Source organism: Paracoccus sp. S4493 (genome assembly GCF_000967735.1).
Classification (GTDB): Bacteria; Pseudomonadota; Alphaproteobacteria; order Rhodobacterales; family Rhodobacteraceae; genus Paracoccus; species Paracoccus marcusii.
In genome coordinates this window covers 51,404-62,581 of record NZ_JXYF01000067.1, presented here as the reverse complement: position 1 = coordinate 62,581, position 11,178 = coordinate 51,404, and the positions used below count along the sequence as shown (strand labels likewise).

The following is an 11,178-nucleotide window of genomic DNA, read 5'->3' as shown; positions in this document are numbered from 1 at the left end:
ATGCACGCAACAAGAAAATGACGGGTCACAGCGATAAAACTGCAACTCATTGATTTAGCGTTGCAATTTAAGGGATGCTAAAGCACCCCCAAGAACTGCCATCGATCTACGGTTCCACAAAAGCATGGAATCATGTCGGGGCGATGACGGAATCAGGGTGAATCACAGGGGCCTGGATCCATTCGGCCCTGAATTTCGGCAAGGATGCCTGCAGGGGCGGCAGTTTCGGAACGCGAAAGGGGCGCAGCTTTCGCTGCGCCCCTTGAAAAGTTGGTCCTGATACGAAGATCAGCGCTTCGAGAACTGGAAGCTGCGGCGAGCCTTGGCCTTGCCGTACTTCTTACGCTCGACGACGCGGCTGTCGCGGGTCAGGAAGCCTGCGGCCTTCAGCGCGGCACGCAGGTGCGGCTGGTGCAGCTGCAGTGCCTGGCTGATGCCGTGCTTGACGGCGCCTGCCTGGCCCGACAGGCCGCCGCCCTTGACGGTGGCATGCACGTCGTACTGACCGACCACGCCCGCAACCTCGAACGGCTGCTTCAGGATCATCTGCAGAACGGGACGCGCGAAATACGCGTTGATCTCTTTGCCGTTCACCAGGACCTTGCCCGAGCCCGGCTTGACCCAGACGCGTGCGACGGCGTCCTTGCGCTTGCCGGTGGCATAGCTGCGGCCTTGGCTGTCGATCTGCGGCTCGCGGTTGATCGCGGCGTCGACGGCTGCGGCGGGGGTGCCCGACACGGCGGACTTCAGGTCGTCCAGAGTTTTGATGTCGTCGGCCATGATCATGCGCTCCGGGTGTTTTTCTTGTTCAGGACTTTGACATCCAGAACTTCGGGCTGCTGGGCCTCGTGCGGGTGTTCGGCGCTGGCATAGACGCGCAGGTTCGTCATCTGCTGCTTGCCCAGCTTGTTGCGGCTGATCATGCGCTCGACGGCCTTGACGACCACGCGCTCGGGGTGCGCGCTTTCCAGGATCTGGCGCGCGGTGCGGTGCTTGATGCCGCCCGGGTGGCCGGTGTGCCAGTAGTACTTCTTGTCTTCACGCTTGTTGCCGGTCATCTGCACCTTGTCGGCGTTGATGATGATGACATTGTCGCCCATGTCCATGTGCGGCGTGAAGGTGGGCTTGTGCTTGCCGCGCAGGCGGCTGGCGACGATCGTGGCGAGGCGGCCCAGAACGACGCCCTCGGCGTCGATCAGGATCCACTTCTTCTCGATCTCCGCCGGTTTCGCGGTATAGGTTTTCATCTGTCGTCCCTTCAGGGTCGTAATCGTAAGAGATGGCGGTATATCGAAGATTGCCCGCCATCCGTCAAGTGCAGCGACGCCCGATTAAGGACGCCAAATCAATGGCTTGAAACTTAGGTATCTGAATACCCCATCACACGGCACGGAAATCGCTGGATTTCGGCGGAATCGAATAGGTCATCGAACAGCGTGCGACCGGATCCGCCACCCCTTCGGAAAAGATCAGTGCCTCGGCCACCGCCAGCACGCGGCCCAGCTTCAGCATCCGGCATTCCGCCAGCAGATCGACCCCTGCCGCGGGCTTGCGCATGAAGTCAATCGACGCGTTCGTCGTGACGGCCAGCCCGACCGGGCCGATCCGCGCCAGGATCGCGCAATAGATCGCCAGGTCCGCCAGCGCGAACATCGACGGACCGCTGACCGTCCCGCCCGGCCTCAGATGATCGTCCCCCGTGATCAGGCGCGCGGTCAGCCCCGTCGCCGTCACCGACTCCACCCGATAGCTGCCGGCCACCTGCGGAAAGTCCCGCGCCAGGAACGCGTTCAGCGCATCCTTGTCCATCACGATCGTCATGCTTTTCCCCCGATGCGTCCCGGCCTAGGCTTTCGCCAAATTTGGGAGGATGCAAGATGGACGACCTGCTGACGCGACACGACCTTGGGCCCGTGACCCGCCTGACGCTGTCGCGGCCCGCGACCTACAACGCCCTGTCGCTGGAGATGATCGAGGCGCTGATCGCGGCCCTTGCCCGGATCGACGACGATACGCGGGTCGTGATCCTTGCGGCCGAGGGCAAAGCCTTCTGTGCCGGCCACGACCTGCGGCAGATGCAGGGGATGGCTTCGGACCAACTGGCGCATCTGTTCGACCGCTGCGCCCATCTGATGCAGATGATCCCCGCCCTGGCCCAGCCGGTCATCGCCCAGGTTCAGGGGGTTGCCACCGCGGCGGGCTGCCAGCTGGTCGCGTCCTGCGACATGGCGGTGGCGGCAGACGGGGCGCGCTTCGGGGTCAACGGGGTCTCGATCGGTCTGTTCTGCGCCACGCCGATGGTGGCCCTGACCCGCGCCATCCCGCCCAAGGCCGCGTTCGAGATGCTGACCACCGGCGACTTCATCACCGCCCCCCGCGCGGCGGAGTTGGGCCTGGTCAACCGCGTCGTCCCCGCCGCGGATCTGGAGGCAGAGACGATGCGACTGGCCGACAGCATCGCGGCCAAGCCGCCCCAGGTGATCCGCATGGGCAAACGGGCCTTCCACGACCAGCTGGGACAGGGAGCCGCCGCCGCCTATGCGGCCACGGCGCAGGTCATGTGCACGAATATGGCCCTTCCCGAAACGGTCGAGGGGATCGGCGCCTTTCTGGAAAAGCGCCCGCCGAACTGGGCCTGACCGTCAGGCCCCTGCGGCCAGTGCCTGGACCAGCGCCACGAAATGCTCTCCGCGCTTTTCGAAGTTCGGATACTGGTCAAAGCTGGCGGCGGCGGGAGCAAGCAGGACGGTGTCGCCCGGCTCGGCCTCGGCCGCGGCACGGGCGACGGCCTGCTCCATCGTGTCGGCGATCTCGTACGGGGTCTGGCCGATCTCCAGCGCAAAGTCGCGCGCGGAATGGCCGATCAGATAGGCCTTGGCGACCGCGCCCAAATGCGGCTGCAGGGCCGCGATGCCGCCCTCCTTGCCCAGGCCTCCGGCGATCCAGCGGATTCGCGGAAAGGCCTGCAGCGCCTTGGCGGCGGCATCGACGTTGGTGGCCTTGCTGTCATTGACATACCGGACGCCGTCGATCTGGGCGACCGTCTGGCTGCGATGGGGCAGGCCCGCAAAGCTGTGGAACGCGGCCTCGATCTCGCGCGGCGCCAGGCCCACCGCGCGGCAGGCGGCATAGGCTGCGCAGGCGTTCTGGTGGTTGTGCGCACCGGGCAGGCCCTGCATCGCGCGCAGGTCAATCGATGCCGCCTGCCGCCCCTTGCGATATTCGGACAGGAAACCCTTGCGCGCAAAGACCGACCACGCCGCCCGGTCCAGCTTCTGTCCCGACGACACCCGGATCACCCGGTCGTCGGTGGGACCCATCGACAGCTGGTTGGCCAGATACGACCCCTCGGGGTCGTCGATGCCGATCACGGCCCGGTCCGGACCGCCCTCGGAGAACAGCCGCCGTTTTGCCGCGAAATAGCCGCCCAGGCCGGCATGGCGGTCCAGGTGGTCGGGCGACAGGTTGGTCATGACCGCCACGTCGGGCGTCAGCGCCCGCGCCAGTTCGGTCTGATAGCTGGACAGCTCCAGCACCACGACCTCGGCCTCGACCGCTGGCTCCAGCGACAGCACGCCCGTGCCGATATTGCCGCCCATCTGCGTGGGGCGGCCGCATTCCTCCAGCACGTGATGGATCAGCGCGGTGGTCGTCGACTTGCCGTTCGACCCGGTGACCGCGATCACCCGTGGCGCGCGATCGAACTGGTCCCAGTCGCGGGTCGCATAGCTGCGGAAGAACAGGCCGATGTCGTTATCGACCGGAATGCCAAGCTGCCATGCCATCGCGATGGCCGGGTGCGGACGGGGATACAGATGCGGGATGCCGGGGCTGACGATCAGCATCGCGATGCCCTGCCAGTTCGCCTCGCGCGTCAGGTCCAAGATGCTCAGGCCATCGGCCTGGGCCGCGTCGCGCGTGTCGACGCCGTCATCCCAGGCCACGACCCGCGCCCCGCCCGCGGCCAGAGCCGCGGCGGTCGCCTTGCCGGACCGGCCAAGCCCCAGCACCGCGACGGTCAGTTCTTCGACGCCCTGAACGGGGATCATGGATTGGCTCCTTGCGAAAACGGGACGGTATCAGCGCAGCTTCAGCGTCGCCAAGCCGATCAGCGCCAGAATCAGCGCGATGATCCAGAAGCGGATGACGATCTGCGCCTCTCCCCACCCCTTCTTCTCGAAATGGTGGTGGATGGGGGCCATCAGGAAGACCCGCTTGCCGGTCCGCTTGAAATACAGCACCTGGATGATGACCGACAGGGCCTCGACCACGAACAGGCCACCGACGATGGCCAGCACGATCTCATGCTTGGTGACGACGGCGATGGCGCCCAGCGCGCCGCCCAGGGCCAGCGATCCGGTATCGCCCATGAACACCGCAGCCGGCGGAGCGTTGTACCACAGAAAGCCCAGTCCCCCGCCGATCAAGGCGGCGACAAAGATCAGGATCTCTCCGCTGCCGGGAACGTGGTGGACGCCCAGATATTCGGTGAAGTCGACGCGCCCCACCGTATAGGCGATGATGCCCAAGGTGCCTGCGGCGATCATCACGGGCATGATCGCCAGCCCGTCCAGACCGTCGGTCAGATTGACCGCATTGGCCGCGCCCACGATCACGATAATCGCAAAGGGCACGAAGAACCAGCCCAGGTTGACCAGGACATCCTTGAAGATCGGCAATGCCAGCTGGTTGGTCAGCCCCGCGGGATGCAGCAGCGACGCCGCGATCCCGGCGCAGGCCGCGATGCCCAGACCCAGCAGCATCCGCATGCGCGAACTGACGCCCTTGGTGTTGTGCTTGGTCACCTTGGCATAGTCGTCGGCAAATCCGATCATCGCAAAGCCCGCGGTCACCAGCAGCACGATCCAGACATAGCCGTTGTCCAGCCTCGCCCACAGAAGGGTCGAGAACAGCAGCGCCGACAGGATCAGCAACCCGCCCATCGTCGGCGTGCCCGCCTTGGCCAGGTGGCTTTGCGGGCCGTCGTCGCGGATCGGCTGGCCCTTCTTCTGGACGCGGCGCAGATAGTTGATCAGCGGCCGTCCGAAGATGAAGCCGAAGAACAGCGCGGTGAAGAACGCGGCACCCGCCCGGAAGGTGATGTATCGGAACAGGTTGAAGAAATCCCCGCCCTCGGACAGGTTGCTGAGCCAGTAGAGCATGGCATTATCCTTTGTCTTGGGCGGCACCGGCGCGCAGCGCCTGGACCACCATCGAGATCCGTGAGGATTTCGAGCCTTTCACCAGCACGATGTCGCCGGCGGAAATCAGTTTGTCGGGTTGGGCGGCCAGTTCGGCCGCCGTTTGCGTCCATTGCCCGCGCTTATCCGCAGGCAGGGCCTCGTGCAGGTGCCGCATCAGGGGGCCGGCACAATGGACCAGGTCGATTGCGGCCATGGAGGGATCGTCGGCCACGGCGCGATGCATCGCGACCTCTTCCGTGCCCAGCTCCAGCATGTCGCCCAGAATCGCCACCCGGCGGCCGCCCTGCAGGCCCGCCAGCGTGGCAAGCCCCGCGGACAGCGATGCCGGATTGGCGTTGAAGGCGTCGTCGATTAGGCGGATGCCGCCCAGCGTCTCGACCGCGCCGCGCCCCTGCGGGGGGTGCCAGTCGGACAGATGTGCCGCCGCCTGCGCAAGGTCGGCCCCCGCCGCCGCCAGCGCGGCCAGCACGCCGACGGCGTTCATCGCGAAATGCCGCCCCGTGGTGGGCAGGGTGAAGGCCAGCGTGTCGCCCATGATGCGGGCATGGCAGGACAGCGCCCCGTCCTGCGGCACGATGCGCAGCGGACGCGCCACGCCATGTTCGCCAAAACCCACGACCACCGCGCCGGCCCGGTCCGCGCAATCGCGCAGGATCTGGGTCACGGGCAGATCCTCGGGCAGGATCGCGTGACCCACGGGTTGCAGCCCCTCGAAGATCGCACCCTTTTCGCGGGCGATGCCTTCGATGGCGCCGAAGGCCTCCAGATGGGCGGCGGCGACGGTGGTGATCAGCGCCACATGCGGCCGCGCCATGCGCGACAGGGGCGCGATCTCTCCGGGATGGTTCATGCCGATCTCGATGATGGCGAAATCGGTGTTCGCGGGCATGCGCGCCAGGGTCAGCGGCACGCCCCAATGGTTGTTGTAGCTGGCCTCGGCCGCGTGGATCACGCCCTGCCCCGCCAGCGCGGTACGCGCCATCTCCTTGGTCGAGGTCTTGCCGACCGACCCGGTGATGGCGATGACCCGGCCCGTCATGCGGGCGCGGCCCGCCCGGCCCAGATCCTCCAAGCCGCGCAGCACGTCGGGCACCACCAGCAGCGGCGCGTCAGACGCCACGCCGTCCGGGATGCGGCTGACCAGCGCGGCGGCCGCCCCCCTGGCCAGGGCCTGCGCCACGAAATCATGCCCGTCGCGGTCGGCCTGCAGCGCGACGAACAGATCGCCGGGGGCGATGGTGCGCGTGTCGATGGACACACCCGTCGCGGCCCATGCGGCCGTCACCCGCCCGCCGGTGGCGGCGGCGGCGTCATCGGATGTCCAGAGTGTCATATCCGTCCGTCCAGTGCCGCGACCGCGACCGAGGCCTGTTCGGCATCGTCGAAGGGATAGACGTCCTGCCCCACGATCTGGCCGGTCTCATGGCCCTTGCCGCAGATCAGCAGCGCGTCGCCCGGCTGCAGCGCATCGACGCCGCGCAGGATCGCCTCGGCCCGGTCGGCGATCTCGGTCGCGTCGGGGCCCGCGCTGGCCATGACGGCGGCGCGGATCAGGGCCGGGTCCTCGGTCCGGGGGTTGTCGTCGGTGACGATCACCACGTCGGCATGATCGCGCGCGGCCTCGCCCATCAGCGGGCGCTTGCCCCGGTCGCGGTCACCGCCCGCGCCGATGATGCAGACGATGCGCCCCATCACATGCGGGCGCAGCGATTGCAGCGCAGCGACCACCGCGCCCGGCTTGTGGGCGTAGTCGACAAAGACCGCCGCACCGTTCTCGCGCTGCGCGACCAGCTGCATCCGGCCCCGCACGGTGGTCAGCTGCGGCAGCACGCGCAGGATGTCGTCGGCGCTGTCGCCCGAGGCCAGGCACAGGCCCATCGCCGCCAGCACGTTTTCCGCCTGGAACCCGCCGATCAGCGGCAGCCGCACCAGATGCGCCCGCCCCATCACCGAGAACCGCAGATCCTGCCCCGTCGCGTCATAGCGCTGGCCCAGGATGCGCAGCATCGCGGCCTCTCCGGTGCCGACGGTGGTCAGGGCCAGGCCGCGATCGGTCGCGATGTCGGCCATCTGGCGGCCGCGCTGGCTGTCGATGTTGATGACGGCAGCGGCGCCGTCCTCCAGCACGCGGTTGAACAAAAGGGCCTTGGCCGCGAAATATTCGTCAAAGCCCGCGTGGTAATCCAGGTGATCCTGGCTGAAATTGGTGAAGGCCCCGGCCTCGACCCGCACCCCGTCCAGGCGGCGCTGATCCAGTCCGTGGCTGGAGGCCTCCATCGCGGCATGGGTGACGCCCGCGGCGACCGCCTCGGCCAGGACGCGGTGCAGGGTCAGCGGATCGGGGGTGGTATGGGCAAGCTTTGCCTGGTGATCGCCCTCGACCCCCATAGTGCCCAGGCTGATCGCCTTGTGGCCCAGCGCCTGCCAGATCTGGCGGGTGAAGCTGGCCACGCTGGTCTTGCCGCTGGTGCCGGTGACGGCCACGACATGGGCGGGCTGATCGGCGAACCACAGCGACGCCGCGCCGGCCAGGGCTGCGCGCGGATCCTCGGCCACGATCAACGCCCCGTCCCAGCCTGACAGAACGTCGGCGGCGATCTCGGCGCCCTGGCGGTCGGTCAGGACGGCGGCGGCCTGCATGCGCAGCGCGTACTGGATGAATTCGCCGCCATGGACGGCCGATCCCGGCAGGGCCGCGAACAGGTGCCCGGGCTTGACCGTGCGGCTGTCGATGGACAGCCCCGTGATCCGCGGGTCACGCCCACCGGGGGCGCGCAGCCCCAGCTGCGACAGCGTCACGTCGTCCTTGTCCACAGTCCCACCCGTCATTGATTTGCGACGAGCCTTACCGCAGCCTCCTCGTCGGGTTCAACACGCGGTTCGAAGCGCGCGGTGATCGTCGGCAGGATTTCGTCGGTGATCGGCTCCAGCCCCAGCAGCGGGCCGATGCGGCGGACCATTTCCGCGGCGACGGGCGCGACGGTATGACCTGCGGTACGCACCGCAGTCCCGTTGATGGTCGTTGACGGCTCGTCCAGCATGGTGATCAGGACGTATTTCGGATCACTGGCCGGAAAAACCGACGCAAAGGTCGCGATGATCTTGTTCTCGTAGTACCCGCCTGCGGCCCTGGGCTTGTCCGCCGAACCGGTCTTGCCGGCGACCTCGTATCCCGGCACCTCGGCCTGGCGGGCGGTGCCGCGGGTGACGACCTGGCGCAACATGTCGACAGCCATCGCGGCGGCACGGGGCGACAGCACCTGTTCACCCTCGGGGCGTTGTCGTCCATGCACCAGCGTGGGTGTCACGCGCTTGCCGCCATTCGCGATCGTCGCATAGGCGGCCGCCAGGTGCAGCGGGCTGGCCGCCAGCCCATGGCCGAAACTGACCGTGGCCGCGGTGACGGCGGGCCAGCGCGTGGGCACCAGCGGCTGACCGGTGGGGGCTTCGACCATCTCGATGGAGGTCGGCACGAACAGGCCAAGCTTTTCCAGGAAATCCTTCTGCCGCTCGGGCCCGATCAGCTGCGCGATGCGCACCGTTCCCACGTTCGAGGACTTCACGATGACGTCCGTCACGCTCAGTTCCTTGCCATAATTGTGGAAATCGTTGATCAGGAACCGGCCGATCCGCATGGGTGCTGCAGCATTGATGCCCGACGCGGGGTTGACCAGCCCCAGGTCCAGCGCCTGCGCGACCGGGAAGATCTTGAAGGTCGAACCCAGCTCGTACTGGCCCTGGACGGCGCGGTTGAACAGCGGACTGTCCGACGGCTCTCCGGTCAGCAGCGGGCGTGGGCGGTCATTGGGGTCGAAATCGGGCAGGCTGGCCATGGCCAGGATCTCTCCGGTCTCGACCTCCATCAGGATGCCAGTCGCGCCCTTTGCGTTCATGACGTTCATGCCCGAGGCCAGCACGTCCTCCATCGCCTGCTGCAGCGTCAGATCGATGGACAGGGCCAGCGGCGCCCCCTCGTTGCCGGGATCGCGCAGCCAGGCGTCGAACGCCTTCTCGACGCCTGCGACGCCGATGACCTCGGCGCTGTTCACGCCTTCGCTGCCGAAGCCGGACCCGCCCAGGATGTGGCTGGCCAGGTCGGCATTCGGATAGATGCGCATCTCTCGCGGGCCGAACAGCAGGCCGGGCTCGCCCAGGTCGTGGACGGCCTGCATCTGCTCGGGGCTGATCTTGCGCTTGATCCACATGAACTTGCGGTTGCCGGTGAAGTCGCGGGTCAGGCGCTGCACGTCCAGGTCGGGAAAGATCTCGGCCAGGCCCTGCGCGGTGCCGATGGGATCGACCATCTGGTGGGGATGGGCATAGACCGAATGGGTCAGCAGGTTCGTGGCCAGCACCCTGCCCCGCCGGTCGGTGATGTCCGCCCGCTGAGAGATGATCTGCGACGACAGCACCTGCGCGCGCGGTTCTGCCGCCGCGCTGGAGGCGAGCGTCCCCATGCGCACCGCGACCGTGCCGAAGGCCAGCATGAAACAGCCCGCCATGACGATCAGCCGACCTTCGGCGCGCCTGCGGGCGCGGTCCTGGATCTGTTCGTGGCGGCGGCGGCGGTTCTCGGCCTCGATGTCGTCGGGGTTCTCGCCGCGCTCGCGCGCTCTCAGGATGCGGGCCAGGGGGCGCAGGGGGGTGCGGATCATGGCTGAGGCTCCTCGGCAGGATCGGTTTCGGGCAGAAGGTCGGTGACCATGTCGGCCGACGGCGGGGGCGGCTTGGGATAGTCGATGTGGTCCAGGTCCAGGAACTGCCCCGATTCGACCGGACCCAGTTCCAGCCGGTCGAAGTTCAGGTCGACCAGCTGGCGCAGGCGGTCGGGGCGGTTCAGGAAGGCCCATTCGGCACGCAGCACGCCCAGCTCCTCGCGCAGGCCCGCGATCTGGCGCTGGACCTGGGACATCTCTCCGATGGCGGCCTGGGTGGCATAGTTCTCGCGATAGGCCCAGAAGGCCAGTCCCATCAGCATCAGCACGCAGGCCAGACAGGTCAACGACCGCATCACGCAGCTCCCGGAAGATGCGGCATGGCCAGCGACCGGGCATCGACCTCGCCCGCTGCGGCGTCGGTCCGCACGGCCACGCGCAGCAAGGCTGAACGCGCGCGCGGGTTCACGTCCAGCTCCTCGGGGTCGGGACCGATCGCACGGCGGAAGGGCAGGCGGAAGGCGGGCTCCACGACCTGCGTGACCGGCGCATACCGGTTGCCGCCGCCGCCCGCATCGGACCGCGCCTGCATGAAGCGCTTGACGATCCGGTCCTCCAGCGAATGAAAGCTGACGACGGCCAGCTGGCCGCCCGGCTTCAACGCGCGTTCGGCGGCCGACAGGCCCGCGACCAGCTGACCGAACTCGTCGTTCACCCAGATGCGGATCGCCTGAAAGCTGCGCGTCGCGGGATGGCTCTGCCCCGGCTTGGCGCGCGGCAGGCAGCCGGTTACCACCTGGGTCAGCTGCGTGGTCCGGGTCAGCGGGCGCGCGGCCACGATGGCGCGCGCGATGCGGCGCGCGGCGCGCTCCTCTCCGTAATGATACAGCACGTCGGCGATGTCCGATTCCTCGGCGCTGTTCAGAAGGTCCGCGGCGGACGGCACGTCGCCGCCCATCCGCATGTCCAGCGGCCCGTCCCGCATGAACGAGAACCCGCGATCCGCCTGGTCCAGCTGCATCGAGCTGACGCCAAGGTCCAGCACCACCCCGTCCAGCGGCTGACCGGCCAGGACGTCCATGTCCGAAAACGTGCCTTCGACCAGGCGCAGGCGGTCGCCGTACTGGCCGCGCCATGCCTCGGCCATGCGAAACACCGACGGATCGCGGTCGACGCCGATGACCAGGTCGGCCCCCGCATCCAGCAGGCCACGGGCATAGCCGCCCGCGCCGAACGTGCCGTCCAGCCAGACGCCCCCGATGGGTGCGGTCGCGCGCAGCAGCGGCGCCAGCAGGACCGGAATATGCGGATCCGCCATG

At 67.7% G+C, this 11,178-nt stretch carries 11 protein-coding genes; 1 reads left to right on the top strand and 10 read right to left on the bottom strand.

Annotated elements, in window-relative coordinates:
- Positions 1-288: 288 nt before the first annotated feature.
- The 3 genes from rpsI to TW83_RS11420 all read right to left on the bottom strand — a co-directional run bounded on the left by rpsI (position 289) and on the right by TW83_RS11420 (position 1,821).
- On the bottom strand, positions 289-780 hold the full coding sequence (gene rpsI / locus TW83_RS11430) for a 30S ribosomal protein S9 (protein ID WP_045982905.1): 492 nt from the start codon (positions 778-780) through the stop codon (positions 289-291).
- Positions 781-782: 2 nt separating this feature from the next.
- Positions 783-1,247, bottom strand: a complete 465-nt coding sequence (rplM, locus tag TW83_RS11425; RefSeq protein ID WP_042248180.1) for a 50S ribosomal protein L13 — start codon at positions 1,245-1,247, stop codon at positions 783-785.
- A gap of 133 nt (positions 1,248-1,380) precedes the next feature.
- Positions 1,381-1,821, bottom strand: a complete 441-nt coding sequence (locus TW83_RS11420) for a PaaI family thioesterase (RefSeq protein ID WP_045982892.1) — start codon at positions 1,819-1,821, stop codon at positions 1,381-1,383.
- Positions 1,822-1,877: 56 nt separating this feature from the next.
- Here TW83_RS11420 and TW83_RS11415 point away from each other — a divergent pair, with 56 nt between their 5' ends.
- On the top strand, positions 1,878-2,639 hold the full coding sequence (locus TW83_RS11415; protein WP_045982891.1) for an enoyl-CoA hydratase: 762 nt from the start codon (positions 1,878-1,880) through the stop codon (positions 2,637-2,639).
- Between the two features lie 3 nt (positions 2,640-2,642).
- On the opposite strand, the gene murD is transcribed toward TW83_RS11415, so the two are convergent.
- The 7 genes from murD to rsmH are packed head-to-tail and all read right to left on the bottom strand — an operon-like array spanning position 2,643 to position 11,177.
- Entirely contained in the window at positions 2,643-4,049 is a 1,407-nt protein-coding gene (murD, locus tag TW83_RS11410) for a UDP-N-acetylmuramoyl-L-alanine--D-glutamate ligase (RefSeq protein ID WP_045982890.1), read from the bottom strand.
- Positions 4,050-4,079: 30 nt separating this feature from the next.
- Positions 4,080-5,162: a phospho-N-acetylmuramoyl-pentapeptide-transferase gene (mraY, locus tag TW83_RS11405; RefSeq protein WP_045982889.1), complete on the bottom strand. Its 1,083-nt coding sequence runs from the start codon at positions 5,160-5,162 to the stop codon at positions 4,080-4,082.
- Between the two features lie 4 nt (positions 5,163-5,166).
- Positions 5,167-6,537: a UDP-N-acetylmuramoyl-tripeptide--D-alanyl-D-alanine ligase gene (gene murF / locus TW83_RS11400; RefSeq protein ID WP_045982888.1), complete on the bottom strand. Its 1,371-nt coding sequence runs from the start codon at positions 6,535-6,537 to the stop codon at positions 5,167-5,169.
- Complete coding sequence (locus tag TW83_RS11395) at positions 6,534-8,033, bottom strand: UDP-N-acetylmuramoyl-L-alanyl-D-glutamate--2,6-diaminopimelate ligase (protein WP_204245745.1); 1,500 nt, start codon at positions 8,031-8,033, stop codon at positions 6,534-6,536. The genes murF and TW83_RS11395 overlap by 4 nt, the downstream gene beginning before the upstream one ends.
- A complete protein-coding gene (locus TW83_RS11390; protein WP_045982887.1) occupies positions 8,030-9,859 on the bottom strand; it encodes a penicillin-binding protein 2 in 1,830 nt (609 codons plus the stop codon). The genes TW83_RS11395 and TW83_RS11390 overlap by 4 nt, the downstream gene beginning before the upstream one ends.
- Positions 9,856-10,215 (bottom strand): cell division protein FtsL, encoded by a 360-nt coding sequence (locus TW83_RS11385; RefSeq protein WP_045982886.1) that lies wholly within the window; start codon positions 10,213-10,215, stop codon positions 9,856-9,858. The genes TW83_RS11390 and TW83_RS11385 overlap by 4 nt, the downstream gene beginning before the upstream one ends.
- Complete coding sequence (gene rsmH / locus TW83_RS11380) at positions 10,215-11,177, bottom strand: 16S rRNA (cytosine(1402)-N(4))-methyltransferase RsmH (RefSeq protein ID WP_045982885.1); 963 nt, start codon at positions 11,175-11,177, stop codon at positions 10,215-10,217. Before rsmH ends, TW83_RS11385 begins: the two co-directional genes overlap by 1 nt.
- Position 11,178: the final 1 nt, after the last annotated feature.